The 26,851-nt window shown below is 61.7% G+C and carries 24 protein-coding genes; 5 read left to right on the top strand and 19 right to left on the bottom strand.

Features of this window, described 5'->3' with window-relative positions; translation table 11 throughout:
- Window positions 1–35: 35 nt before the first annotated feature.
- The 4 genes from guaA to AC07OF_RS04015 form a co-directional block, all read right to left on the bottom strand.
- Window positions 36–1,613, bottom strand: a complete 1,578-nt coding sequence (gene guaA / locus AC07OF_RS04030; RefSeq protein WP_157193885.1) for a glutamine-hydrolyzing GMP synthase — start codon at window positions 1,611–1,613, stop codon at window positions 36–38.
- A gap of 79 nt (window positions 1,614–1,692) precedes the next feature.
- Window positions 1,693–3,162, bottom strand: a complete 1,470-nt coding sequence (guaB, locus tag AC07OF_RS04025) for an IMP dehydrogenase (protein WP_038614216.1) — start codon at window positions 3,160–3,162, stop codon at window positions 1,693–1,695.
- 86 nt (window positions 3,163–3,248) lie between these two features.
- The gene (locus AC07OF_RS04020; protein ID WP_038614219.1) at window positions 3,249–3,806 is read right to left on the bottom strand and encodes a sugar ABC transporter ATPase; all 558 of its coding nucleotides are present in this window, start codon (window positions 3,804–3,806) and stop codon (window positions 3,249–3,251) included.
- A gap of 18 nt (window positions 3,807–3,824) precedes the next feature.
- The gene (locus tag AC07OF_RS04015; RefSeq protein ID WP_157193887.1) at window positions 3,825–4,607 is read right to left on the bottom strand and encodes a sulfite exporter TauE/SafE family protein; all 783 of its coding nucleotides are present in this window, start codon (window positions 4,605–4,607) and stop codon (window positions 3,825–3,827) included.
- 102 nt (window positions 4,608–4,709) lie between these two features.
- Between AC07OF_RS04015 and AC07OF_RS04010 the strand changes: the two genes are divergently transcribed.
- The 4 genes from AC07OF_RS04010 (at window position 4,710) to leuA (ending at window position 9,918) form a co-directional block, all read left to right on the top strand.
- Entirely contained in the window at window positions 4,710–5,639 is a 930-nt protein-coding gene (locus tag AC07OF_RS04010) for a LysR family transcriptional regulator (protein WP_157193888.1), read from the top strand.
- A gap of 85 nt (window positions 5,640–5,724) precedes the next feature.
- Complete coding sequence (gene xseA / locus AC07OF_RS04005; RefSeq protein ID WP_157193890.1) at window positions 5,725–7,104, top strand: exodeoxyribonuclease VII large subunit; 1,380 nt, start codon at window positions 5,725–5,727, stop codon at window positions 7,102–7,104.
- Window positions 7,105–7,107: 3 nt separating this feature from the next.
- Window positions 7,108–7,932, top strand: coding sequence for a peptidoglycan DD-metalloendopeptidase family protein (locus AC07OF_RS04000; RefSeq protein WP_157193893.1), 825 nt, complete (start codon window positions 7,108–7,110; stop codon window positions 7,930–7,932).
- Window positions 7,933–8,244: 312 nt separating this feature from the next.
- The gene (gene leuA / locus AC07OF_RS03995) at window positions 8,245–9,918 is read left to right on the top strand and encodes a 2-isopropylmalate synthase (protein ID WP_157193895.1); all 1,674 of its coding nucleotides are present in this window, start codon (window positions 8,245–8,247) and stop codon (window positions 9,916–9,918) included.
- Window positions 9,919–9,971: 53 nt separating this feature from the next.
- Here the strand turns inward: leuA and AC07OF_RS03990 are convergent, their stop codons facing one another.
- The 4 genes from AC07OF_RS03990 to zwf form a co-directional block, all read right to left on the bottom strand.
- On the bottom strand, window positions 9,972–10,712 hold the full coding sequence (locus tag AC07OF_RS03990) for a monalysin family beta-barrel pore-forming toxin (RefSeq protein ID WP_157193897.1): 741 nt from the start codon (window positions 10,710–10,712) through the stop codon (window positions 9,972–9,974).
- 180 nt (window positions 10,713–10,892) lie between these two features.
- Entirely contained in the window at window positions 10,893–11,567 is a 675-nt protein-coding gene (locus AC07OF_RS03985; RefSeq protein WP_157193899.1) for a bifunctional 4-hydroxy-2-oxoglutarate aldolase/2-dehydro-3-deoxy-phosphogluconate aldolase, read from the bottom strand.
- Window positions 11,568–11,584: 17 nt separating this feature from the next.
- Window positions 11,585–12,298 carry a 6-phosphogluconolactonase gene (gene pgl, locus AC07OF_RS03980; protein WP_157193901.1) on the bottom strand — a complete coding sequence of 238 codons (714 nt, stop codon included), beginning with the start codon at window positions 12,296–12,298 and terminating at the stop codon, window positions 11,585–11,587.
- The gene (gene zwf, locus AC07OF_RS03975; protein ID WP_157193903.1) at window positions 12,285–13,754 is read right to left on the bottom strand and encodes a glucose-6-phosphate dehydrogenase; all 1,470 of its coding nucleotides are present in this window, start codon (window positions 13,752–13,754) and stop codon (window positions 12,285–12,287) included. Before zwf ends, pgl begins: the two co-directional genes overlap by 14 nt.
- A 214-nt stretch (window positions 13,755–13,968) precedes the next feature.
- Here zwf and hexR point away from each other — a divergent pair, with 214 nt between their 5' ends.
- The gene (gene hexR / locus AC07OF_RS03970) at window positions 13,969–14,829 is read left to right on the top strand and encodes a DNA-binding transcriptional regulator HexR (RefSeq protein WP_174242320.1); all 861 of its coding nucleotides are present in this window, start codon (window positions 13,969–13,971) and stop codon (window positions 14,827–14,829) included.
- Here the strand turns inward: hexR and AC07OF_RS03965 are convergent.
- From AC07OF_RS03965 to edd, 11 genes are all read right to left on the bottom strand, one after another.
- Window positions 14,822–15,676: a D-hexose-6-phosphate mutarotase gene (locus AC07OF_RS03965; protein ID WP_157193905.1), complete on the bottom strand. Its 855-nt coding sequence runs from the start codon at window positions 15,674–15,676 to the stop codon at window positions 14,822–14,824. The genes hexR and AC07OF_RS03965 overlap by 8 nt on opposite strands.
- Before the next feature lie 146 nt (window positions 15,677–15,822).
- Window positions 15,823–17,169, bottom strand: a complete 1,347-nt coding sequence (locus AC07OF_RS03960) for a carbohydrate porin (RefSeq protein WP_400173729.1) — start codon at window positions 17,167–17,169, stop codon at window positions 15,823–15,825.
- Window positions 17,170–17,223: 54 nt separating this feature from the next.
- Complete coding sequence (locus tag AC07OF_RS03955; RefSeq protein WP_495072587.1) at window positions 17,224–18,381, bottom strand: ABC transporter ATP-binding protein; 1,158 nt, start codon at window positions 18,379–18,381, stop codon at window positions 17,224–17,226.
- 6 nt (window positions 18,382–18,387) lie between these two features.
- A complete protein-coding gene (locus tag AC07OF_RS03950; RefSeq protein WP_157193911.1) occupies window positions 18,388–19,233 on the bottom strand; it encodes a carbohydrate ABC transporter permease in 846 nt (281 codons plus the stop codon).
- Window positions 19,226–20,134 carry a carbohydrate ABC transporter permease gene (locus tag AC07OF_RS03945; RefSeq protein ID WP_038614266.1) on the bottom strand — a complete coding sequence of 303 codons (909 nt, stop codon included), beginning with the start codon at window positions 20,132–20,134 and terminating at the stop codon, window positions 19,226–19,228. Before AC07OF_RS03945 ends, AC07OF_RS03950 begins: the two co-directional genes overlap by 8 nt.
- A 27-nt stretch (window positions 20,135–20,161) precedes the next feature.
- The gene (locus tag AC07OF_RS03940) at window positions 20,162–20,299 is read right to left on the bottom strand and encodes a hypothetical protein (protein WP_495072651.1); all 138 of its coding nucleotides are present in this window, start codon (window positions 20,297–20,299) and stop codon (window positions 20,162–20,164) included.
- On the bottom strand, window positions 20,274–21,536 hold the full coding sequence (locus tag AC07OF_RS03935; RefSeq protein WP_495072586.1) for an ABC transporter substrate-binding protein: 1,263 nt from the start codon (window positions 21,534–21,536) through the stop codon (window positions 20,274–20,276). Before AC07OF_RS03935 ends, AC07OF_RS03940 begins: the two co-directional genes overlap by 26 nt.
- A gap of 144 nt (window positions 21,537–21,680) precedes the next feature.
- Window positions 21,681–23,075 (bottom strand): ATP-binding protein, encoded by a 1,395-nt coding sequence (locus AC07OF_RS03930; RefSeq protein WP_191832263.1) that lies wholly within the window; start codon window positions 23,073–23,075, stop codon window positions 21,681–21,683.
- Window positions 23,076–23,118: 43 nt separating this feature from the next.
- Complete coding sequence (locus tag AC07OF_RS03925) at window positions 23,119–23,868, bottom strand: response regulator (protein ID WP_157194799.1); 750 nt, start codon at window positions 23,866–23,868, stop codon at window positions 23,119–23,121.
- A complete protein-coding gene (locus AC07OF_RS03920; RefSeq protein ID WP_157193914.1) occupies window positions 23,868–24,821 on the bottom strand; it encodes a glucokinase in 954 nt (317 codons plus the stop codon). The genes AC07OF_RS03925 and AC07OF_RS03920 overlap by 1 nt, the downstream gene beginning before the upstream one ends.
- Complete coding sequence (gene edd, locus AC07OF_RS03915; RefSeq protein ID WP_476445949.1) at window positions 24,818–26,644, bottom strand: phosphogluconate dehydratase; 1,827 nt, start codon at window positions 26,642–26,644, stop codon at window positions 24,818–24,820. The genes AC07OF_RS03920 and edd overlap by 4 nt, the downstream gene beginning before the upstream one ends.
- Between the last annotated feature and the right edge of the window lie 207 nt (window positions 26,645–26,851).

Below are 26,851 nucleotides of genomic sequence, written 5' to 3'. Positions count from 1 at the left end.
TTGCTACTCAGTGCCGGTCAGTGCCGGACGTCCGATCATTCCCACTCGATCGTTGCTGGCGGCTTGCTCGACACGTCGTAAGTAACGCGCGAAATGCCTTCGATCTCGTTGATGATCCGGCCGCTGACAGTCTCCAGCAGCTCGTAAGGCAGGTGCGCCCAACGTGCGGTCATGAAGTCGATGGTTTCTACCGCACGCAGGGCCACGACCCAGGCGTAACGACGGCCGTCACCGACCACACCCACCGATTTCACCGGCTGGAACACCACGAAAGCCTGGCTGACCTTGTGGTACCAGTCGGCCTTGCGCAGTTCTTCGATGAAGATATGGTCGGCACGACGCAGCAGGTCGGCGTACTCCTTCTTCACTTCACCGAGGATGCGCACACCCAGGCCCGGGCCCGGGAACGGGTGACGGTAGACCATGTCGTACGGCAGGCCCAGCTCCAGACCGAGGCGACGGACCTCGTCCTTGAACAGTTCGCGCAGCGGCTCGACCAGCTTGAGGTTCATCTCTTCCGGCAGGCCACCGACGTTGTGGTGCGACTTGATCACGTGGGCCTTGCCGCTCTTGGCGCCAGCCGACTCGATCACGTCAGGGTAGATGGTGCCCTGGGCCAGGTACTTGATGTTCTCGAGCTTGTTCGACTCGGCATCGAACACGTCGATGAAGGTGCGGCCGATGATCTTGCGCTTCTTCTCAGGGTCCGACTCACCGGCAAGGTTGGTCAGGAACTGTTCTTCAGCGTTGGCACGGATCACCTTGACGCCCATGTTCTCGGCGAACATGGCCATCACTTGCTCACCTTCGTGCAGACGCAGCAGGCCGTTGTCGACGAAGACGCAGGTCAGCTGGTCGCCGATGGCCTTGTGCAGCAGGGCTGCAACCACCGAGGAGTCGACGCCGCCGGACAGGCCGAGCAGGACGTTGTCGGTACCGACCTGGGCACGCACCTGGGCAATCGCGTCTTCGGCGATTTTCGACGGCGTCCACAGGGCTTCGCAGCCGCAAACGTCGAGGATGAAGCGCGAGAGGATGCGACCGCCCTGCTTGGTGTGGGTCACTTCCGGGTGGAACTGCACGCCGTAGTAGCCGCGGGTGTCGTCGGCCATGCCGGCGATCGGGCAGCTCGGGGTGCTGGCGAGGATGTGGAATTCTTCCGGGATGCGGGTGACCTTGTCACCGTGGCTCATCCATACGTCCAGGCCGAGTACGCCGTCAGCATCGACGTGGTCTTCGATGCCATCGAGCAGGCGGCTCTTGCCGACTACATCAACGCGGGCATAACCGAATTCGCGCAGCTCGGAACCTTCAACCTTGCCGCCCAGTTGCTCGGCCATGGTCTGCATGCCGTAGCAGATGCCGAATACCGGCACACCCAGGTCCCAGACGGCCTGTGGCGCGCGCGGGCTGTTGGCTTCATGCACGGACTCGGGGCCGCCGGCCAGGATGATACCGCGCGGAGCGAATTCGCGAATCGCTTCGTCGTCCATGTCGAACGGGTGCAGTTCGCAGTACACGCCGATTTCGCGAACGCGGCGGGCGATCAGCTGGGTGTACTGGGAACCGAAGTCGAGGATCAGGATGCGGTGAGCGTGAATGTCGAGGGCCATGACTCAATCTCGTCAGTGGTAATCGGAAACGACGCGGGGCTGTCGATAACAGCCCCGCTTGCAAGTGTTGCCAGAAGCATCAACCTACGCGGTAGTTTGGCGCTTCTTTGGTGATCTGTACGTCATGCACGTGGGACTCGGCCATGCCGGCACCGGTGATACGCACGAACTCAGGCTTGGTGCGCATCTCTTCGATGTTGGCGCTGCCGGTGTAACCCATCGAGGAGCGCAGGCCACCCATCAGCTGGTGGATGATCGCGGTCAGGGTGCCCTTGTACGGCACGCGACCTTCGATACCTTCCGGTACCAGCTTCTCGGCACCGGCCGAGGAGTCCTGGAAGTAGCGGTCCGAGGAACCCTGGGCCTGGGACATGGCGCCCAGCGAGCCCATGCCGCGGTAAGCCTTGTAGGAACGGCCCTGGAACAGTTCGATCTCGCCTGGTGCCTCTTCGGTACCGGCGAACATCGAGCCCATCATCACCGCCGAAGCGCCGGCCACGATGGCCTTGGACAGGTCACCGGAGAAACGGATGCCACCGTCGGCGATCAACGGGATACCGGTGCCTTCAAGGGCCGCAGCGACATTGGCGATGGCGCTGATCTGCGGCACGCCGACACCGGCGACGATACGGGTGGTGCAGATCGAGCCAGGGCCGATACCGACCTTGACCGCGTCAGCGCCAGCTTCGGCCAGGGCCTTGGCAGCAGCGCCGGTAGCAATGTTGCCACCGATGACCTGAACCTGCGGGAAGTTCTCTTTGACCCAGCGAACGCGATCGATCACGCCTTTGGAGTGACCGTGAGCAGTGTCGACCACTACCACGTCAACGCCGGCAGCAACCAGTGCGGAAACGCGATCACCGGTGTCTTTGCCAGTACCGACCGCAGCACCAACGCGCAGACGACCCTGATCGTCCTTGCTGGCCAGCGGGTAGGCCTTGGCTTTTTCGATGTCGTTGACGGTCATCATGCCTTTGAGGGCGAATTTGTCGTCGACGATCAGCACGCGCTCGATGCGGTGTTTATGCAGCAGTTCGCGCGCTTCGTTCTTGTCGGCGCCTTCCATGACCGTGACCAGGCGCTCTTTAGGCGTCATCACTTCACGGACAGTGGCATCCAGACGGTTTTCAAAACGGATGTCGCGGGAGGTGACGATGCCGACCAGGTCGCCATTGTGCAGCACCGGAACGCCGGAGATGTTGTTCAGGCGGGTCAGGTCGAGCAGATCACGTACTGTGGCATCGGCCTCGATGGTGATCGGGTCCTTGACCACGCCGGCCTCGAACTTCTTGACCTTGCGCACTTCGGCAGCTTGCTGCTCGATGGTCATGTTCTTGTGGATGATGCCGATGCCGCCTTCCTGGGCCATGGCAATGGCCAGACGGGCTTCGGTCACGGTATCCATGGCGGCGGAAACCAACGGAATATTCAGCTCGATGCCACGGGTCAAACGGGTCTTGAGACTGACTTCATTGGGTAGCACCTCTGAATAACCAGGCACTAGGAGAATGTCGTCGAAGGTCAGGGCTTCTTGGCTGATACGCAGCATCGCGGGGGCTCCCGGGCGGGAAAAATGGAAGCGCGCCATTATACTCATCCAGAGCCCTTCACTCAATGCAAAGATCGGTCCTTCGGTCAGTTACCGCTGCGCTTTACCTGCACCACGGCCACCGGCTGATCCAGCCAGTCGGCAAAGTCATCGAGAAAAGCCTGCTTGAATCCCGCCGCGCCCCAGTTATTGAAGATGAAACCCAGGTTGGAAAACGCGCAGGGTTGCAGGAACAGGAAGCCGTTGATGTCGTCTTCATGGCCGCACAGTGGGCAAATGAAATTGTCGGTCTGCCCGGGCATCCACTCCTCGAGGCTCTCAAACAGCGCCACGCCGACCTCGCGGCGGCATTCGGCGCAGCCGGCCTCCTCGAGAAAATCGTCGAGCGGTGTGTAGATGCAACGCTTGGTAATCACTTCCAGGCCATTGATCGCCTGTCCGAACGGCAACAGCTCGGGCCGCTCGACGACTTTGCGCGCACCTTCGGCGATGGCGTAAGCCATACGATTGCCGGTGCTGCCGCAGGTGCTCAGTTGTTCCTCGATGATCTTCTCGCGCACCAGCCAGCGCAGGATTGCCCGCGCGCGCGGCTCATGCACAGGAACAGTGGAGATTTTCGGGACAATGATGCTCTGGGTAATCATGACGGCAGCCAAACATGCTCAAAGCTGCCAGTTTACCGCACTCAGGTAGCGACCGATCAGGGCAATGCCGCTGGCCAGCACCAGCCAGGTGACCAGACGCACGAAAGCGTCCCGAGACATGTTCAGGGTCAGGCGCCGGCCCAGGTACAGCCCGATCGCCATCATCGGCAGCAAGCACAGCGCCAGCAACAACAGCGGCAGGTCGGCATACACCCCGGCAATCAGGAACAGGCTCAGGCGCACCACGGTACTGCAGCTGATCAGCGCGCTTTGGGTCGCCCGCGCCTGCTCCTTGGAGGGCAGCCGGGCGTTGAGATAGATGGCATAGAGAAAGCCGCCGCTGCCGAACAGGGCACCGAACAAACCGCCCACGGTTCCCATCGGTACCGACCAGGAGGCCGAGAGCTGTGCCGGCCTGATCTTCACCGCCAGGCTGTACAGGGCATAGGCGCTGATAAACAGGCCCATCAGCAGCAACAACAGGTCGGACTTGAGGTTGAGCAGAAACACCACACCGAGGGTGCAGCCCAGTGCCATACACGGCAGCAGGCGGAGCAATTCCGCGCGGGCCACCGCCTTGCGCGCTGGCAGCCAGTTGCCGAAAGCGGCGACAAAATCCAGCAATACCAGCAACGGGATGATCCGTGACAACGGCATGAAGTTGATCAGCACCGGCCCGGCGACCAGTGCTGTGCCGAAGCCGGCGATGCCGAAGACGATATAGGCGGCGCCGACGCCGAGCAGGATCGGCAGCCAGTCGAAAGAGGTGAACGGTATTTGGGCAAACAGAGTCGAGAGCATGGCGGTCGCCAACAGTGAATGTGTGGAAACTTTAGCCAGCGCCAAGCCATGCCGACTAATATGCAATTACGCCACTAGCCATCTTGAAACGGCATATCACCAATGATCTCCACCCGTCAGTTGCGATACTTCGTCGAAATCGCCGAAAGCGGCAGTTTCAGCGCCGCCGCCGAGCGCCTGTTCATTGCCCAGTCGGCCCTGAGCCGGCAGATCAAGGAACTGGAGGCGCAGCTCGAGACCTTGCTGTTCGAACGTACCGCTCGCCAGCCGCGCCTTACGGCTGCCGGCCAGGCCTTCTTGCCGCGGGCCCGCACCTTGCTGGTGGACCTGGAGAAAGCCCAACGCCTGGCCCGGGATGTCGGCCAGGGCGTACGTGGCAGTCTGCGCCTGAATCATTCGAGCACGGTGCCGTTGACCGGTCAGCTGTTGACCCGGCTCAGTGGCTATCTGCATGAGTATCCGGGCGTTGCCATGGAAATCGCCCAGCAGTCTTCCGAGGCACAGCTTGCAGAGCTGGCAGAAGATCGCCTGGAAATCGGCCTGCTGCGCTTGCCGGTGCTACGCCAGCATGAAGGGCTTTGTGTGCAACCGCTGTTTGAGGAGCCCTTGTTGCTGGCGGTTGCCGAAGAGCATCCGCTGGCCAGGGAAACCAGCGTTTGCCTGGCGCAGCTGCGTGACGAGGCCTTTATTTCCATCCCCCATCGCCAGCGCGGCGGCTTGAGCTACCTGTCTGCAGAGCTGTGCATGGGGGCAGGATTCTTTCCGAAGGCTGCACGGGTCGTATCGCGCAAGACAACTCAGTTGCAGTTGATCCAGGCAGGTTTCGGTGTGGCTTTGTTGCCGCAGTGCATGCAGGAGATTGCCCCGCCTTCACTGCGGTTCATTGCCCTGACGGATGAAGGGTGCAGCAGTACGGTGGCGTTGGCATACCGTCACGATGCCGGGCCTTTGGTGCAACAGTTCGTCTTGCATATGGGGCTGCTGCGCAGCCCATCGCCGGCAAGGCCGGCTCCCACAGGGATATCTCACTGAACACTGTGGGAGCTGGCCTTGCCAGCGATGAAGGCACCACCGAGCCACTGACACCCCATAGCCACAATCCTTTATGATGCAGCCCATGATCAAAGACCCCTTCGAAAGACTCGGCCTGGACCGCGAAGTCCTGACCGTCAGCCAGCTCAACGGCCGCGCCCGGGTGCTGCTTGAAGACGTGTTCCGCAATGTCTGGGTCGAAGGCGAGATTTCCAACCTCGCCCGCCCGGCTTCCGGTCATGTCTATTTCACCCTCAAGGACAGCGGTGCCCAGGTGCGCTGCGCACTGTTCCGGCAGAACGCCCTGCGGGTTCGCCAGGCCCTGCGCGACGGCCTGGCGGTCAAGGTGCGCGGCAAGGTCTCGCTGTTCGAGGGCCGTGGTGACTATCAACTGATCCTCGACACCGTCGAACCTGCCGGCGATGGCGCGCTGCGCCTGGCGTTCGAAGCACTCAAGGAAAAACTCGGCGCCGAAGGCCTGTTCAGCGCCGAAAACAAGGTTGCCCTGCCCGCCCACCCGCAACGTATTGGCATTGTCAGCTCGCCCACCGGCGCGGTGATCCGCGACATCATCAGCGTGTTCCGCCGTCGTGCCCCGCAGGTTGAATTGACACTGATCCCCACCGCCGTACAAGGCCGCGAAGCAATCAACCAGATCGTGCGCGCCCTGCAACTGGCCGACAGCCGCGGTTTCGACGCGCTGATCCTGGCCCGTGGCGGTGGCTCGCTGGAAGACCTCTGGTGCTTCAACGAAGAAGCGGTAGCCCGGGCGATCGCTGCTTGTGTAACGCCGATTGTCAGTGCCGTCGGCCATGAAACCGATGTCTCGATCAGTGACTTTGTCGCTGACGTTCGCGCGCCAACGCCTTCGGCCGCCGCCGAGTTGCTGGCCCCGGACAGCAGCGACCTGCAGCGACGCATCGACAGCCTGAAACGACGCCTGCTGCTGCGCATGCAGAGCCGCCTGACGCACGACCGCCTGCGCCTGGACAGCCTGACCCGGCGCCTGCGCCACCCTGGCGAGCGTCTGCGCCAGCAGGCCCAGCGCCTGGACGACCTCGACATGCGCCTGCGCCGCGCCTTCGAACAGCGCCTGAACCAGCGTCGCGAACGCCTCGCCCGGCTCGACACGCGCCTGGCCGCGCAACACCCGGGACGCACCCTGGCCCTGCTCAAACAGCGCCTGGACAGCCTCGCCGAACGCTTGCCGCGCGCCATGCGCGAAACCCTCAAAGACCGCCGCCAGCGCTTGCAGGCGCAGGTCCAGACCCTTCACGTGGTCAGCCCCCTGGCAACCCTGGGGCGCGGCTACAGCATTCTCCTCGATGAGCGCGGCCAGGCGATCCGCAGCGCCGCCCAGACCCACAACGGCCAGCGCCTGAGCGCGCGCCTGGGCGAAGGCGAGTTGCAAGTGCGGGTCGAAGACAACCACCTGACTCCGGTCACGCTTTCACTACTGGACTGAACCATGCCCCGTCTGTTTGCCCCGCTGTTGCTGCTGTGCCTGATGTTCGCCAGCAGCGCCCAGGCCAGCTACATCACCCGTCAATTGAACAAACCGGTACCCGGTGGCGTCGCGGTCGTTGACCTCGGCCCCGCGGCCCAGGCACCGAACGCGCGCTTTGACGGCAAACCGGTGCTGGTGGTCAAGGAACAGGACAACTGGCTGGCCATCGTCGGCCTGCCGCTGACACAGAAACCTGGCCAGGCGCAGCTCACCCAGGGCACCCGCACGCTGACCTTCAACGTCGGCAGCAAGAAGTACCCGGAGCAACGCATCACCTTGAAGAACAAGCGTCAGGTCAACCCCGACCCGGCCGACCTCAAGCGCATCGATGCCGAACTTGCCGAGCAGATCAAGGCCTACCGCAGCTTCAGCCCCAACCTGCCGAGCAACCTGATCCTCGACAAGCCGGTCAACGGTCCGCTGTCGAGCAAGTTCGGCGTGCGTCGCTTCTTCAATGGCGAAGAGCGCAATCCACATGCCGGCCTGGATTTCGCCGTGCCTGCCGGAACGCCGATCAAGACCCCGGCCAACGGCAAAGTGATTCTGGTGGGTAACTACTTCTTCAACGGCAACACCGTGTTCGTCGACCATGGCCAGGGCTTTATCAGCATGTTCTGCCATATGTCGAAAATCGATGTGAAGCCAGGCCAGCAGCTCAGTCGCGGCGCAGTCGTAGGCCGGGTAGGCGCAACGGGTCGCGCTACCGGTCCGCATATGCACTGGAACGTCAGCCTCAATGATGCGCGGGTGGATCCGGCGATCTTCATCGGGGCGTTCCAGCCCTGACGCTCGCTTGCGTCATTCAAAAAGACCGCGCAACTGGCGCGGTCTTTTTGTTTCCGAACAGCTATAAAATCTCGATAAATTAAACTTTTTAAGCATTCCTCTCAATTTTTTATCAAGGCTTGCCATCTTTAACCCCACTGGTTAGGGTTGAAGCCATGAAAACCTTTCAGACCCTCATCCTGCTTCGTCAACATCGCAGCCTCTGCCTGGTCAGTGCACGACTACCAAGCTGAATCGCGTCGCCTCGCCTTTTCATCTCGTTTTCGTTCGGCAGGCCACCTTTCCAGGCCGCACATTCAAGGATTGCTTTTCATGACCATGCTCAAAGACCCTTCGAAAAAATACAGCGCCTTCCCTACCGTCAACTTGCCTGACCGTACCTGGCCATCGAAGACCATCACCCAGACGCCGATCTGGTGCAGCTCCGACCTGCGTGATGGCAACCAGTCGTTGATCGAGCCTATGGATGCGGTGAAGAAGCTGCGTTTCTGGAAGACCCTGGTCAGCGTCGGTGTGAAAGAGATCGAAGCCTCCTTCCCTTCGGCTTCGCAAACCGATTTCGACTTCGTTCGCACCTTGATCGAAGACGGCCACATTCCTGACGACACCACCATCCAGGTGCTGACCCAGGCCCGTGAAGACTTGATCGCCCGTACCTTCGAATCGCTGCGCGGTGCGAAAAAGGCCATCGTCCACCTGTACAACGCCACCAGCCCGTCGTTCCGCCGCATCGTCTTCAACCAGGACAAGCAAGGCGTGAAAGACATCGCGGTGAACGCGGCCAAGCTGTTCGTCAAATACGCCGCGCAGCAGCCGGAAACCCAGTGGACCTTCCAGTACTCGCCCGAGACCTTCAGCGCCACCGAGCTGGAGTTTGCCAAGGAAGTCTGTGACGCGGTGATCGAGGTGTGGAACCCGACGCCGGACAACAAGATCATCCTCAACCTGCCGGCCACCGTCGAAGTCTCGACGCCGAACATTTATGCCGACCAGATCGAATGGTTCGGCCGCAACGTCAACCGTCGCGACAGCGTGATCATCAGCCTGCACACCCACAACGACCGTGGCACTGGCGTAGCCGCCACCGAGCTGGGCCTGATGGCCGGTGCCGACCGCGTCGAAGGCTGCCTGTTCGGCAACGGTGAACGTACCGGTAACGTCGACCTGGTGACTCTGGCGTTGAACCTCTACACCCAGGGCCTGGACCCGCAACTGGACTTCTCCGACATCGACGGCGTGCGCAAGGTGGTCGAGGAATGCAACCAGATTCCGGTGCACCCACGTCATCCGTATGTCGGTGACCTGGTTCATACCGCCTTCTCCGGTTCGCACCAGGATGCGATCCGCAAAGGCTTCACCCAACAGAAAGACGACGCCAAGTGGGAAGTGCCGTACCTGCCGATCGACCCGGCCGACATCGGCCGCAGCTACGAGGCGGTGATCCGCGTCAACAGCCAGTCGGGCAAAGGCGGCATCACCTACCTGCTCGAACAGGAATACGGCATCAGCTTGCCGCGCCGCATGCAGATCGAGTTCAGCCAGGTGGTACAGGGTGAAACCGACCGTCTGGGCCTGGAGATGACTGCCCAGCAGATCTACAACCTGCTGCACCGCGAATACTTGCAAGCCAACGCGCCGTATGCGCTGGTCAGCCATCGCCTGCAGGAAGAGAACGGCCACAGCGCGGTGGAAGTGGAAGTCGCCGGCGAAGGCGAAACCACCCTGCACTGGCGCGGCAAGGGCAATGGCGCCCTCGAAGCCCTGGTGGCCGGTTTGCCGGTGGCCGTGGAGATCATGGACTACAACGAGCACGCCATCGGTGCCGGCACCAACGCCAAGGCCGCAGCCTATATCGAACTGCGTGTGGCCGGTGGGCGTCCGGTGCACGGCGTGGGTATCGATGAAAACATCACCACGGCCAGCTTCAAGGCATTGTTCAGTGCGCTGAATCGGTCGCTGTGCCAGCAAGAGGCGAAAGCGGCGTAAAGCCAAGCCATAAAAAAAACCGCATCCAGGATGCGGTTTTTTATGCGTGGCGATCAGTAGTGCGATCCTGGCGTGTCGAACGCCGAGTAGTCTATCGACCACATACCGCCGTTGATCTCGGCGTCGTAACCTTCCATCAGCGCCGCCTCCTGAATGTCATCCCAGCTCAATGGGGCTGCGGAGTTCTTCGACGCCACCGGAACGATGGTGCTGGTCGCGATCGAGGTCATGAAGTACAGGTCTTCCCTGTCAGGCTGTCGTGCGCTTGGCCTGGCGAAGGTCTTGGCATACTTGAACAGATGCGCAAGCGGCCCGGCCGAGGTAGCACAGTGGGCATAGGCGATGTGCACCTGATAGATATTGAACGTACCCGGCCCTTCCATTTCTATCTTTTGGCTGCGCGTGGTGGAGCCGTGGATACCTTCTGTGGAGCTATCGGTGATCTTCAGACCACCGCCGGCAACAGCAATAAATCCGGTGCCCAAGGAGATGTTAGTTTCAATGGAAGTGGTGACCGAGCTGCTATAGCCATTGACTACCGCGATCTCCTGCTGGTGCTTGACCTTGGTCGGCAGGCGAACAGTGTTCATGTGCACCAAGTAGGCCATGACCGGGACACTGTAGGTCCCCCAGTTTTCGAAGCCGATCCGCATGTCGCCATAAACGGTATCGCCGTAGATCCAGCAGCCCGGTGTAACGCTGTCGATCTGATCGCCAAACAGATAATTCTCGATTTCGTACGATCCCTCTACATGCTCGAAGCCTGCAATAATCCGTTTTGTCTTGTCGCTCATGTTGTCACTCCTGCGTAAAAAGTACTGCGTTAGGGGTTGGCTGTTACCCAACAGACCCTAACGGGCTCTCCTTGCAGCAGGCATCAGGACGCGTTTCCTGCACGTTATCGGGGAGCAACACCGCCCCACAAAAAAGGGCGCCGACAAGGCGCCCTGCAAACCACACGCGACGACAACCTTTCAATCCAACAACGCCAACGCCTCGGCGCTGCAATCGGTAATCCGCCCCCAGTCGCCGTTCTTGATCCAGCCACTGTCGAGCATCCAGGTTCCGCCCACACACATGACATTGGGCAAGGCCATGTAGCTCTTCACATTACCTGGGTTCACCCCACCGGTCGGGCAAAAGCGCACTTCACCGAACGGACCGCCGTAAGCCTTGATCGCCGCCACACCACCGCTGATTTCCGCGGGAAACAGCTTGAAGCGGCGATAGCCAAGGGCGTAGCCCATCATCAACTCCGATGGCGTGCTGATCCCCGGCAGCAACGGCAGGTCGCTTTGCACACCTGCCTCAAGAATGTCCTGGGTAACACCTGGCGTGACCACAAACTGCGCACCAGCCGCTTCCACGGCAGCGAACATCTTGCGATCCAGCACGGTGCCGGCGCCGACGCACAGTTCCGGCCGCTGTTCACGCAGCACCTGGATGGCTTTCAGGCCGTGCGCCGAGCGCAGGGTCACTTCCAGGGTCTTGATGCCACCGGCAGCCAGCGCATCGGCCAACGGCAGGATGTCTTCTTCACGGGCGATGGTGATCACCGGCAGAATGCGCGCCTGGGTGCAGATCTGATCGATCCGGGCAATCTTGTCGGCCATGGAAACTCCCGGCTGTTTCAGTTCATGCGTGGTCATAACGGCGGATCCTTGGCTCATGGGCACCAGTAAATATCCAGAGGGGCTTGTAAGAAGGCGCGAATCGGCATTTCGCTCAAGTCATCGCCAGCCAGCGCGGCGCGCAGGGTAGCGAGTTTGCCCGGACCTTGCACGGACAAGGCGGTGAAGGCGGCCCTGGCCAGCAAGGCGCGGGTCATGCTCAGGCGTTGATGCGGCACACTCGGCGCCAGCATCGGCAAGCAACGACGCGCGCCCTGCGGATCAAGGCCTTCGCTCAGGTTCGGGCTGCCGGGGAACAGCGAAGCGGTATGCCCGTCGTCGCCCATGCCGAGGACCAGTACGTCGATGCCGGCCAGCTCGGCCAGGGCCTGATCGGCTTCCAGGGCAGCAGCTTCAAGGCTGGCCGCTGCGCGGTAGAGGCCAAGGAAACGTGCCTTGGCCGCTTTGCCAGTCAACAAATGGCGCTTGAGCAAGCCAGCATTGCTGTCGGCATGCTCGACCGGCACCCAGCGCTCATCGGCCAGGGTCACCAAGACCTTCGACCAGTCCAGCGGCTGCTGGACCAATGCCTGGAAAAACGCCACCGGGCTACGCCCACCCGACACCACCAGGGTAGCCTGGCCGTTTGCCGCGATCGCGGCATTCAGGCGCCTGGCGACATCCTTGGCCAAACCTTCGGCCAGCTGCGCGGCAGCGTTGAAATCATGGGCCGTCACGTTAGCCGGCAGTTGCAGTTCAGATATCGCCATACCAAGACCTCCCATCACGGGTAATCAATGCAATCGAGCTCATTGGCCCCCAGGAGCCAGCGGCATAAGGCTTGGGCGCGTCGCCGCTGTTCTTCCAGCCGGCAATCAGCTGATCGCACCACTTCCACGCGTATTCGATTTCGTCCTTGCGCACAAACAGGTTCTGATTGCCGCGCATCACTTCCAGCAACAAGCGCTCATAGGCATCGGGAATCCGTGCACTGCGCCAGGTGTCGGAAAAATTCAGCTGCAATGGCCCGCTGCGCAGTTGCATGCCCTTGTCCAGGCCCTGCTCCTTGGTCATCACCCGCAAGGAAATGCCTTCGTCCGGCTGCAGACGGATGATCAGTTTGTTACCGATCTGCAAACGCTGTTCCGGGGCGAAGATGTAGTGCGGGGTTTCCTTGAAGTGGATAACGATCTGCGACAGTTTCTGCGGCATGCGCTTGCCGGTACGCAGGTAGAACGGCACGCCGGCCCAGCGCCAGTTGCGGATATCGGCGCGCAGGGCAACAAAGGTTTCGGTGTCGCTCTGGGCGTTGGCGTTGTCTTCTTCCAGATAGCCCGGCACCGGTTTGCCTTCGCTGTAGCCGGCAATGTACTGGCCGCGCACCACGTGAGTGCTCAGGCCTTCGCCAGTGATCGGCGCCAGGGCCTTGAGCACTTTGACCTTCTCGTTACGAATGCTGTCGGCAGAGAGGTCGCTGGGCGGGTCCATGGCGATCAGGCAAAGCAGCTGCAACAAGTGGTTCTGGATCATGTCGCGCAGTTGCCCGGCCTTGTCGAAGTAGCCCCAGCGCCCCTCGATCCCGACCTTTTCGGCTACGGTAATTTCCACGTGCGAGATCGAGTTCTGGTTCCACTGGGTTTCGAACAGGCTGTTGGCAAAGCGCAGGGCAATAAGGTTCTGGACGGTTTCCTTGCCCAGGTAGTGGTCGATACGATAGACGCGATTTTCCGGGAAATACTGCGCCACCGCGTCATTGACCCGCCGCGAAGAGTCCAGGTCATGGCCGATGGGTTTTTCCAGCACCACCCGGGTGCGCGCACTGAGGCCGACCTTGTCGAGGTTCTCGCAAATACCGCCATAGACTGCCGCAGGCGTGGCGAAGTAAGCGATCAACTGGCTGTCGTCGCCGACTTGTTCGGCCAGCACCTGGTAGTCCTCGACCTTGAGGAAGTCGACATGCAGATAGCGCAAGCGCGCGAGAAAGCGCTGCAACACCAAGGTCTCGATCTGCCCTTGCGGAACAAACTCGCGCAGATGCGCCTCGATCGATGCCAGGTGCTCTTCGACACTGCCCGGCTCGCGTGCCAGGGCCAGCACACGGGTATCCGCGTGCAGCAGGTCGGCGCGATCGAGCTGGTAAAGCGCCGGAAACAGCTTGCGCAAGGCCAGGTCGCCGAGGGCGCCAAACAGGGCAAAGGTGCAAGGTTCAACGCTGATCGATGCCATGATGTTGGTTCTTTTATCAAGTTGACGTAGAAATACCGTTTTCAATCGCAGTTTTCAAGGAATAATGTAGTAAAAACCACAACATTTTATCCGAAACACAGATTCAAGTGGTGTGCCTCCCATGCCATCAGTACGATAGGCCACCGCGTCAAAAGCCCTCTGCCATCGGCAGCGGGCTGCCTCATCGACCCAAGGACACATACCCATGGACCGCGTGCGAAACCTCCTGGAGCAGATCCAGGGCCGCCTCGAAGAGCTGAACAAGGCTGAGCGCAAAGTCGCCGAAGTCATCCTGCTCAATCCTCAGCAAGCCACCCGCTTCAGCATTGCCGCCCTGGCCCAGGCGGCCAAGGTCAGCGAACCGACGGTGAACCGCTTCTGCCGTTCGTTCGGCGTCAGTGGCTACCCCGAGCTCAAACTGCAGCTGGCGCAGAGCCTGGCCAGCGGCGCCGCGTACGTCAGCCGGGCGGTTGAAGCCGATGATGATCCGGCTTCCTACACCCAGAAGATCTTCGGCAGCGCCATCGCCTCGCTGGACAGTGCCTGCCAGCAACTCGATCCACAGCTGATCAGCCGCGCCGTCGACATGCTGATCCAGGCCCGGCAGATCCACTTCTTCGGCCTCGGCGCCTCGGCACCGGTGGCGCTGGATGCCCAGCACAAGTTCTTCCGCTTCAACCTGGCCGTCTCGGCCCATGCCGATGTGCTGATGCAGCGCATGCTGGCCTCGGTCGCCCACACCGGCGAGCTGTTCGTCATCATCTCCTACACCGGGCGTACCCGCGAGCTGGTCGAAGTCGCGCGCCTGGCCCGGGAAAACGGTGCCTCGGTACTCGGCCTGACCGCTGCCGATTCGCCCCTGGCCAAGGCCAGCAGCCTGAGCCTGAACATACCGCTGCCAGAAGACACCGATATTTACATGCCGATGACCTCACGGATCATTCAGCTGACGGTGCTCGACGTGCTGGCCACCGGCATGACCTTGCGCCGCGGCGTGGACTTCCAGCCACACCTGCGCAAGATCAAGGAGAGCCTCAACGCCAGCCGCTACCCGATCGACGACGAACTCAACTAAGCAGCTGTGCCTGCAAGCGCAGGTGTGCCTGTTCACCCGGCGCCAGGCTCAGGCTGTCACTGCTGCCACTGGCCGCCTCGACACAGACGAAGCCCAGGGTTTCACTGCTGCTGACGCCCATCAACGGGCGACTGCCCGGGTGCCAGACAATGGTGTCCTCGCTGTCACCGGTATCGATGCTCAGCTGTCGCTGCCAGGCCGGATCGTGCAGTTGCACGGTCGCCGCATTGGGGAACACCCGCTGACAGCCGCCATGCACCTTCAAGGCGCCCTTCTGACGGCAGGCCTGACGGTTCAAACGGTCGTAACCCTCAATGTTTTCGAGCCCAGATAGCGCTATCTCAGAAACGTCACTAATACGCCAATAGGCCAGCAGAGCATGACTCAACTGACAAGGCTGGCTGTCCTGGTGTTCGGTACTGAGCTGCAGCTCCATGCGCTTGCCCAACCTGGCCAACAGGTCGACCTGCCAGTCGCACAGTTGCAAACGCCATTTGAGCGTCACGCCCTCTTCGTCTTCACTGCTGTCGATCAGCTTCCAGTCGAGCAAGCGCGCCCAGCCGTGCGCTGGCCACATGTCTTCGCTGGGATGGCGACCGTACCAGGGCCAGCACACCGGCACACCGCCACGAATGGCGCCAACCTGCGGCCACTGCGCCGCGCACCATAGCCAGGGGCGTTCGCCCGTGGGCTGGAAGTGCAGCAACTGTGCACCCTGGCGGCTGAATACGGCCTGGCACCGGGGATGATCGATGATCAGCACATCGCGCTGCTGATAACGCTCCCACTCGAAGGTCGGTCGCGGCCTCTGCGAGGTGAAGAAGCGTTGTAGCGGGTGCTCGGGCATGGTTGGAAACTCTTGTTGTTAGTGAGGACTTCATCGCCGGCAAGGCCGGCTCCCACAAGGCAGTGTTTGCAACCTGTGGGAGCCGGCCTTGCCGGCGGTCGACCGCAACGCGGTCGCAATATGGCGTAAATTTACAACATATTGCCTCAGAACGACGACTGAATCTTCAAACCTGCGACCAGCGCGTTGTCCACTTCGTCCACCCCACCCGGGTGGGTGATGTATTGCAGGTTCGGACGAACAGTCAGCCAGTTGGTCACGTGGAAACCGTAGTTGAGCTCGTAGTTGTATTCGGTGGTGCGCAGCGGCGAGAACAACGGATCCTGGTAATTGCCCACACCGTTGGCGGCATTGAGCAACTCGGCGTTTTTCTTCACGTCGTCGTTGACATGGATACGGGCAAAACCGATGCCGATGTCATCCTTCGGACGCGCATCGAACGGGCCTTTGTAGACAAACATCAACGACTGGTAGTTGTCGATGAAGTTGGTGTCCTTGTCATGGAAGGTGGCGTTTGCCGCGATGTTCAGGCCACGGCTGGCATCGCCGTTATGGCGGGTGAGTTGCTGTTGCGCGACAAACCAGTAGCCATGCTTGCTGTCATGCACGCGATAGCTGTTACCCGTGGTCGCCGCATCCTGGCCGTTGTCATCCTCACGCACATCATCGGCGTCGGCCGTACTCTTGTAGTACCCCACACGGTATTCGCCCGGCAGGCTGTTGATTTTCGGTGACCAGACCAGCTCGACCGGCAAAACCGTACCGGCGGTGCCACTGCCGCTGAGCTTGAAGCCGTTGCCGTGCTCCAGCTGAGAGGGGTTCTGGTTGTACGCCCCGACTTGCGCATAGAGCTCATCGTTGATGTTGTACTTGAAGCGGATCGCCGCCTGGCTGACCGGCCAGTTGTACCAGATGTTAGTGGCCCAGTTACCCACCTGGGAGCCACAGAACGCCAGGTTCTGGAAATCGCACGGGAAGGTGTTGAAGTCTTCGCCTTCGCCGAAGTAACCGGCCTTGATGTCGAGTTTGTTGTCGAAGAACTGATGCTGAATCCACAACTGGGTCAGACGCACCATATGCCCCCGGCCGTAGACTTCCTGTGATGAGCTCAGGGTGCCGGCACGCGGGTCGCCAATGCGGTCATTGGAAATGTTCTCGCCGTTACGGTTGGTCAGCTGAATCTTGGCCTGGGTGTTGTCCCAACCCAGCAGCTTTTGCAGATCCAGCGCGGCCCCCAGGCCGAACTGGTCGCTGTAGCGTGCAGTCTTGTCATCGTTGAAGCCGCCATCGAGGTTTGCGCCAACTTCACCCACGTAGTCGATTTTGATGTCGACGCCCTTCTCCAGCAGTTCGGTACGGGTACCGCCCCAGTCGCCGGTCATCCATTGCGACTCCGGGGCAAAGGCATCGGCAGCCTGCGCCCCGCAGCTGACCCCGAGCGCCGCCAGCAAGGTCAGCGGCGCCAGTGGCTTTATGCGTTTGAAGTGATCCATCCTTTGCTTCCTCATTTTATTGTTCTTGATGGGCTTGTACGACGGGCAATGCATTCAGCGGCCTTTAAATTGCGCCACGTTATCTGTGCCGGTTTGCCGTGGTGTGACGTTGATCCCCAGGCGTTCACCGCTGGCAGCATCGAACAGCAACACCCGCGCCGGATCGAATTGCAGGGTGAGGGTGTCGCCGACCTGGGTCGCCACATCCGGCGCCAGGCGGCAGCAGACCTTGGTCTGGTTGAGGGTGACGAATACCAGCAGGTCGGGGCCGGTCGGCTCGGTGATCTGCACTTCGGCGCGAATGCTCGGCAGGCCATTGGCCTGAGCCGGGGCCAGGGCGATCTGCTCAGGACGAATGCCGAGGATCACTTCACGCTCCTCAAGGCCGGCATCACTGATCCCCAAGGGTAGTTCGCAGCGTGCCTGGCCACTGTCGAGCAAGGCGTGCAAACGCCCGTCCTTGCGCTGCAGACGCAGCGGAATGAAGTTCATCGGTGGCGAGCCGATGAAGCTGGCGACAAACAGATTGGCCGGATCGTTGTAGATCTGCTGCGGCGTGCCGAACTGCTGGATCAGGCCGTCCTTCATCACCGCCACCTTGTCACCGAGGGTCATGGCTTCGATCTGGTCGTGGGTGACGTACACCGTGGTGGTTTTCAGGCGCTGGTGCATCAGCTTGATCTCGGTGCGCATCTCCACCCGCAACTTGGCGTCGAGGTTGGACAACGGCTCGTCGAACAGGTAGATCTTCGGCCGCCGCGCCAGCGCCCGGCCCATGGCCACGCGTTGCTGCTGGCCACCGGAGAGCTGGCCGGGCTTGCGCGTCAGCAGGTGCTCGATCTGCAGCAGCTTGGCCACCCGCGCCACTTCCTCATCAATCGCCGCCGCAGGCATCTTGCGCATCTTCAGGCCGAAAGCGATGTTGTCGCGCACGTTCATGGTCGGGTACAGCGCGTACGATTGAAAGACCATGGCGATATCGCGGTCCTTGGGGCTCATGCCGCTGATGTCGGCAGCGTCCACCAGGATCGCCCCGCCGCTGATCTGTTCGAGACCGGCAATGCAGTTCATCAAAGTCGACTTGCCGCAGCCGGAAGGGCCGACAAGAATCAGGAACTCCCCGGAGTCGATCGACAGGTCGATATGCTTCAAGGTATCCGGCAGACCGCTGCCGTAGGTCTTGTTGACGTTGCGCAGTTCAAGCGTTGCCATGTTGTTTCACCCCTTGACCGCGCCGGCCGTAAGCCCGCGCAGGAAATACTTGCCAGCCAGCACATAGACCAACAGGGTCGGTAACCCGGCGATCATCGCCGCCGCCATGTCGACGTTGTATTCCTTGACCCCGGTGCTGGTGTTGACCAGGTTGTTCAGGGCCACGGTGATCGGTTGCGCGTCACCACTGGCGAACACCACACCGAAGAGAAAGTCGTTCCAGATCTGGGTGAACTGCCAGATCAGGCAGACCATGATGATCGGCACCGACATCGGCAGCAGGATGCGCCCGAAGATGGTGAAGAACCCCGCCCCGTCCAGCCGCGCCGCGCGCACCAGGGCATCCGGCACGCTGCAGTAGTAGTTGCGGAAAAACAGCGTGGTGAACGCCAGGCCGTAGACGATATGCACCAGCACCAGGCCCGTGGTGGTGCTGGCCAGGCCGAGTTTGCCAAGGGTGAAGGAGGCTGGGAGCAGCACGGTCTGGAACGGCAGAAAGCAGCCGAACAGCAACAACCCGAAGAACAGCTGCGAGCCACGAAAGCGCCACATCGACAGGACATAGCCGTTGAGTGCCCCGAGCAACGTCGAGATCAGCACCGCCGGAATAGTGATTTTCACCGAGTTCCAGAAGTAGCCACCCACCGTGTCCCAGGCCTTGATCCAGCCGATGCCGGTAATCACTTCAGGCCAGCTCAGCAGGTTGCCGGTGCGGATGTCATCCGGCGATTTGAAGCTGGTCAGCAGCATCACGATCAGCGGAATCAGGTACAGCGCGCAGGCCAGCAAGAGGGTGGCGTAGATGGCGATCCGGCTGAAGTTGAAAGTACGCGGTGCCAGGGTTCTAGTCATGGCGCTTGTTCCTTAGTTCCGAATACAGGTACGGCACCAGGATCGACAGGATCGCGCCGAGCATCAGGATCGCGCTGGCCGAGCCCATGCCCATCTGGCCGCGGCTGAAGGTGAAGGAGTACATGAACATTGCCGGCAAGTCCGAGGCGTACCCCGGCCCGCCTGCGGTCATCGCCGCGACCAGGTCGAAGCTCTTGATGGCGATGTGGGCGAGGATCATCAGTGCGCTGAAGAACACCGGGCGCAGGCTCGGCAGGACGATGCGCAGGTAGATACTCGGCAGGCTGGCACCATCGACCTGCGCGGCGCGGATGATCGACTGATCGACACTGCGCAGCCCCGCCAGGAACAGCGCCATGACAAAGCCCGAGGCCTGCCACACCGCCGCGATCACCAGGCAGTAGACCACCCGGTCCGGGTCCACTAGCCAGTCCAGGCGAAAGCCTTCCCAGCCCCAGTCACGAAGCATCTTGTCCAGGCCCAGGCCGGGATTGAGCAGCCACTTCCAGGCGGTACCGGTGACGATCATCGACAGTGCCATGGGGTACAGGTAAACCGTGCGGATAAAGCCTTCGCGGCGAATGCGCTGGTCGAGCAGGACCGCCAGCAGTACGCCGATCACCAGGCTGATGGCGATGAACAGACCACCGAACACCAGCAGGTTCTTGCTCGCTACCCACCAGCGGTCGTTTTCCATCAGCCGTGCATATTGCGCCAGGCCCACCCACTTGTAGCTGGGCATGAAGCTGGAGTTGGTAAAGGAGAGGATGAAGGTCCAGAAGATGTAGCCATAAAAGCCCACCAGGACAATCAGCATGCTCGGCGCCAGTACCAATTTCGGTAGCCAGCGTTGCAAGGCGTCGAAGGGCGAGGCCTTGTTGAGAGTGGCAACAGTGCTCATCAGATTGATCTCGGTTGGAGGGCGGCGCTATGCGCCGCATCGCTGGCAATGCCAGCTCCCACAGTGGCGTGTGCACATCGACCCTGTGGGAGCCGGCCTTGCCGGCGATGCGGCCCCTACGGAGTCAGTGCCTGGCCCATCACTTGGCCGACTTGATCGCCGAATTCAGCTGTTTGACCGCCGTCGCGGGGTCCGCTTTCGGGTCATTGAGGAAGTTGGTCACCACATCGAAGATCGCCCCCTGTACCGCCAGGGTCGTCGCCATGTTGTGGGCCATGCTCGGTTGCAGGCCATCGCCTTTCTCAGCGTCTTTGAAGTCCACCGCCGACTTCTGCGTGCAGGCGTCGAACTGGCTCATGTCCATGTCCTGACGTACCGGCAGCGAGCCTTTGTTCTGGTTGAACACCGTCTGGAACTGCGGCTCCAGGGCAACCTTGGCCAGGTCGTTCTGGGCCTTGATATCGTTTTCGTTCTTGAGCTTGAACATCGCCAGCGAGTCGATGTTGTAGGCGAAGCTGCCCTGGGTTCCGGGGAACGCCACGCACTGGTAATCCTTGCCGGCGACCTTGCCGGCAGCCGTCCATTCGCTCTTGGCCCAGTCGCCCATGATCTGCATGCCGGCCTTGCCGTTGATGACTTCGGCAGCGGCGATGTTCCAGTCACGCCCGGCACGGTTGGGGTCCATGTAGGTGCCCAGACGTTGCAAGGTTTTGAACACTTCGATCATTGGCGCGCCGGTCAGGGTCTGTTCATCCAGCTCGACGAAGGCGGCGTGATAGCCCTTGGGGCCAAGGATGCTCAGGGCCAGGTCCTCGAACACCGTGCTGTCCTGCCACGGCTGGCCGCCATGGGCCAGGGGGATGAAGCCGGCGGCCTTGAGCTTGTCGGCAGCGGCGAAGAGTTCATCGAGGGTGGTCGGTACTTTGGCACCGGCCTTGTCGAACACTTGCGGGTTGATCCATAGCCAGTTGACCCGGTGGATGTTAACCGGCACCGCCACGTAGTGACCGTCGTACTTCATGATCTCGGCGACTTTGTGCGGCAGCAGGCTGTCCCAGTTGTTGGCTTTGGACACCTCATCGAGCTCGGTCAGCAACCCCAGCGCACCCCACTCCTGAATGTCCGGCCCCTTGATCTGCGCTGCGGCGGGCGGGTTGCCGGAAATGGCGCGGGTCTTGAGCACGGTCATGGCCGCGGCGCCGCCACCACCGGCCACGGCATTGTCTTTCCAGATGAATCCGTCTTTCTGCACCTGGGCCTTGAGGGTTTCAACAGCCTTGGCTTCGCCACCGGAAGTCCACCAGTGCAGGACTTCGACAGTACCGGTATCGGCGGCCATGGCGCTCAGCGGCAACAAGGAGGCAAGAGAAACAACAGCGGCGAGGCGATTGATCGCATTCATGGGGCGGAACCTTTTCTTGTTGTTATGCAGGTGCAAGTCGTGGTGCTTGCGCTTGCATCGGAGTCTAACCAGGCGCTGGAGGGGCCGAGGTAACGAAGGGATGCGCGAATGTCACAAGCTGGTGACATTCGCCTGGCCAAGGCGTCAGTCGCTGCTGCGCGGCAGGCTCAAGGTCACCCGCAAACCGCCGCCCTGCAGGTTGCGCAAGCTCACTTCGCCGCCGTGGCTGTGGGCAATGTTGCGCGCGATTCCCAGGCCCAGGCCGTAGCCCTGCTGCTGCCCGGCCAGGCGAAAATGCGGTTCGAAAACCTGCTCCAGACGCTGCTCGGGCACACCCGGACCTTCATCGTCCACCTGCAGGACGAACCCTGACTCGCTGTCGATCACGCGCAGGTGCGCACGCTCGCCGTACTTCAGGGCATTGTCGATCAGGTTGCCCATGCAGCGGCGCAGCGCCAGCGGCTTGCCGGGGTACGGGGCTAGCGCCCTGCCCTGCACGGTAACGCGGGCACTGGCCAGATAAGGCTCGACCAGGCAATCGAGAGCATGGTTGAGGTCGATCGGCTCGATGTTCTCGTGGATATCCGTGTCCTTCACGCACTGCAGCGCACCTTTGACCAACATCTCCAGCTCGTCCAGGTCGCGGCTGAACCTGGCCTGCTGCTGTTCGTCTTCAAGCAACTCGACACGCAGGCGCAGACGGGTAATCGGTGTGCGCAGGTCATGGGAGATGGCACTGAACAACTGGCTGCGTTCGGTCAGGTAGCGACTGATGCGCTCACGCATGGCATTGAACGCCCGCCCGACTTCGACCACCTCGCTGCCACCCCCTTCCACCACCGGCTCGACATCAGCCCCCAGCGACATCTCCCGTGCAGCCCGCGCCAGGCGCTTGAGCGGGCGGCTCTGCCAATGCACCAGCAAACCGATGAACAGCAGCAAGAAGAAACTGGTCAGGCCGATAAACCATACCTGCTGACGCGGCAGACCTTCGTCTTCAAGGCTGGTGTAGGGTTCGGGCATCAACGAGGCGATGTACAACCATTCACCTTCACCAAGACGGATCTGGGTGACCAATATCGGTGGATTGACCGGCTCCAGGGTCAGCGCGTAATGCGCCCAGGAGCGCGGCAGCTCATCGAGCTTCAGGCCGCTGTTGAAGATCCGCAGGTCCTGGGGGCTGACGAACTCGAGGGAAATATCCATCTGTGCGCCGAGGCGCTGGCGCAGCACTTCGCCCACCGCGCTGAGCACCGCCTGCTTGCGCGGGGTAATCGGCAGCACCTGCATGTCCAGGGGTTTGTCGTTGAGCGAGACCACGAAGCGTGTGCCGCCCATGTTGCGTAACTGGTCCAGGACCATGGGCCGGTAGGCCACCGGCAGCGAGCGAAAGTAACTGACGCTGGCGCTCATCGAATGGGCCAGGCTGCGGGCGCTGGCCACCAGCCCTTCGAGCTGGCTGGCGCGCAGTTGCGACAGCCAGATCAGGCTCGACAGGCCCTGGGCCAGCAACACCACCAGCAGGGTCAACAGCAGCATGCGCCCGAGCAACGAGCGCGGCAGCGGCAGACGCCAGCGCCCCTCAGTGCGCGGGCGCAACACTGGCCGCCAACAGGTAACCGCTGCCACGCACGGTACGAATCAGCCGCGGCGGCTTGTGCGTGTCGCGCAGGCGTTGGCGCAGGCGGCTGACCGCCATATCGACAATGCGGTCCAGGGGCATCGGTTCACGTCCACGGGTGGCGTTGCCGATGGTGTCGCGGTCGAGGATTTGCTGCGGATGATCGAGGAACAACTTGAGCAAGGCGAAGTCGGCACCGGAAAGAATCACCTCTTCACCGTCACGGTGAAACAAGCGGTGACTGACCGTATCCAGGCGCCAGTCATCGAAGGCCAGTACATCGCCGCCATTGCGCTCCTGGCCGAAACCGGCGCGGCGCAGCAGGGCTTTGATTCGTGCCTGCAACTCACGCGGACTGAAGGGTTTACCCAGGTAATCATCGGCGCCCAGCTCCAGGCCGATGACCCGGTCGGCTTCATCAGAGCTGGCCGTGAGCATGATGATCGGCACCTGGGCCAGGCGTGGATGCTGACGAACCCAGCGGCACAGGCTGAAACCGTCTTCATCGGGCAGCATCACGTCGAGGATCACCAGGTCGCAGTCACTGTCGTCCAGGGCCTGGCGAAAGCCCTGGCCGTCGGCAACCGCCTGCACGCTGAAACCCGCGCGGCTCAGGTAGGTTTGCAGCAGTTCGCGGATGTCCTGGTCATCGTCGACCAGCAGTATCGACTTGCTCACGGTACTCTTCCTTGTTCGGTGGAAGCGGGCAATCAACCGGCTTGCTGCAAGGCCACACCAGCTCCGAGCAAACCGGAGAATTCGGCAGTCACCAGCCACACCGGAACATTCTTGAAGTAGCCGCTCATGCAGCCTTTCTCGGCAAAACTGTCGGCAAAACCACTGCGCAAAAACAGCTCGGCGAAGCGCGGAATGATGCCGCCGACAATGTATACCCCACCTCGCCCACCCAAGGTCAGCACATTGTTGCCGGCCACCCGCCCAAGAAAGCGGCAAAACTGCTCGATCACCGCCAGCGCCAACGGCTCACCGGCCAGTGCTGCATCGGTAATCGCCGCAGGGCTTTGCAAGGTTGCCGGTTGCCCGTCCAGCGCGCAAATGGCTTGGTACAAACGCAACAGGCCGCCGCCGCTGAGCACGGTTTCGGCACTGACATGACCGGTCTCGCTGGCGATCTGCTCACGGATCTGCGCCTCGCGGGCGCTGCCCACCGGCAGGTCGACATGTCCACCTTCACCCGGCAATGCCATCCAGCGGCCATCCTCCAGACCGAGCAAAGTGCCCACGCCCAAGCCGGTTCCAGGGCCGATTACCACTGCCGGACGCCCTGTTTCAGGCTCGCCAGCACACACCGTGCGGCGCTCGTCAGGCTGCAGCCGGGTCATGCCCAGCGCCATCGCGGTAAAGTCATTGATCAGCAGCAGCCGCTCGATCTGCAGCGCCTTGCAGAAGGCCTGCCGACTGAGTCGCCAGTGATTGTTGGTAAAGCGAAACTCATCGCCGCTGACCGGTCCCGCCACCGCCAGGCAGACTGCGCCAAGGTCGCCCTTGCTCAGCCCTTGTGCCTGCAGGTAGGCGCCGATGGCCTGCTCAGGGCTGGTGTAATCAGCGGTGGCGAACACCTGGACCGAGTGCATCCGGTTGTTTTCCCAGAGGGCAAAGCGGGCGTTGGTGCCACCGATATCACCGACCAGGGCACGCTTCATTTGAGGGTTTCCAGGGCTGAAGTGAAGGCACTGGCGCCCTGCTCTGCCGGGCTCAGGGCCATGCGCAGGAAGCCGAACAGTTCACGCCCGCAGCCCAGATCGTTGCCGGTCGGTGCCGGCGGGATTTCCCGGTCGGCCATCTCAGCAGCATCGAGCTTGACCGTCAGGGTGCCAGCAACGCCGTCGACCCGCACGATGTCGCCATCGCGCACGCGGGCCAGCGGGCCGCCATCAAAGGCTTCCGGACAGACATGAATGGCCGCCGGAATTTTCCCTGACGCACCGGACATGCGCCCGTCGGTCACCAATGCCACCTTGAAGCCGCGGTCCTGCAGCACGCCCAGGAATGGCGTCATCTTGTGCAGCTCCGGCATGCCGTTGCAACGCGGGCCCTGGAAGCGCATCACCGCAACAAAATCGCGCTCCAGCTCGCCGGCCTGGAAAGCATCGGCCAGCGCCTGCTGGTCATGGAACACCCGCGCCGGGGCTTCGACCACCTGATGCTCAGGCGCGACAGCCGAGACCTTCATGACCCCGCGGCCTAGGTTGCCTTCCATCACCCGCAGCCCGCCTTCCGGGGAGAACGGCCGCGCGACCGGCCGCAGGATCGCTTCGTCCAGGCTCGTCTGCGGCCCTTCGCGCCAGACCAGCTTGCCATCCTGCAGGAACGGCTCCTGGGTATAGCGACGCAGGCCGTGGCCGGCCACGGTGTTGACGTCTTCGTGCAGCAGCCCCGCATCGAGCAGCTCGCGGATCAGGAAGGCCATGCCACCGGCCGCCTGGAAATGGTTGATGTCGGCTTTGCCGTTCGGGTAGACGTGCGACAGGGTCGGCACCACCTCGGACAGCTCGGCCATGTCCTGCCAGGTCAGCTGGATGCCGGCCGCCTGGGCAATCGCCGGCATGTGCAGGGTATGGTTGGTCGAGCCGCCCGTGGCGTGCAGGGCAACGATGGAGTTGACCAGGGATTTTTCGTCGACGATCTCGCCCAAGGGCATGAAGTCGCCGCTGGCCTTGGTCATGCGCGTGACCTGTTGCGCGGCTTCGACGGTAAGGGCATCGCGCAGCGGCGTGTAGGGGTTAACGAACGACGCGCCCGGCAGGTGCAGGCCCATCACTTCCATCAGCAACTGGTTGGTGTTGGCGGTGCCGTAAAAGGTGCAGGTGCCGGGGCTGTGGTAGGACTTCATTTCCGACTCCAGCAGCTCTTCGCGGCTGGCCTTGCCCTCGGCATAGCGCTGACGCACGTCGGCTTTTTCCTTGTTGGAAATGCCTGAAGGCATCGGCCCGCCGGGGACGAAAATGGTCGGCAAGTGACCGAAGCGCAGCGCGCCCATCAACAACCCCGGAACGATCTTGTCACAGATGCCGAGCATCAGCGCCGCGTCGAACATGTTGTGCGACAGGGCGATGGCCGTGGACATGGCAATCACTTCGCGGCTGGCAATCCCCAGCTCCATGCCCGGCTCGCCCTGGGTGACGCCATCGCACATGGCCGGCACGCCACCAGCGAACTGGCCCACCGAGCCGATGTCGCGCAGCGCCTGCTTGATCTGTTCAGGGTAATGCTCGTAGGGCTGATGCGCCGAGAGCATATCGTTGTAGGCCGACACGATGGCGACGTTGGCCGCGTTCATCATGCGCAGGCTGTTCTTGTCCTGGGTGCCACAGCCGGCCACACCGTGGGCGAAGTTGGCGCATTGCAGCTTGGCCCGCATCGGCCCGTCACTGGCCGCCCCGCGAATCAACTGCAGGTAGCGTTCACGGGTGGCACGGCTGCGGTCGATCAGCCGTTGGGTGACCTCAAGAATGCGCGGATGCATGTACTGGACTCCAGGCTATCGGTGGTTGCGACCTCTGCGGCAGTTTCCCTTATCAACAATCGCCACCTAGGCTCAAAGGCAGGGGCAACGGTTGCGGGAGGAACGGCTTGGCCGATCGCTCGTTGTAGATTGAATAAAATACTGCCAGCAAAAAGGCTTGTTTTCTATTTTTTTACGAATAATCTTGTAATTCCAACAACAAAATAA

This window comes from Pseudomonas sp. GW821-FHT10B02, from assembly GCF_059415665.1.
This window is presented reverse-complemented; position numbering and strand designations above follow the sequence as displayed.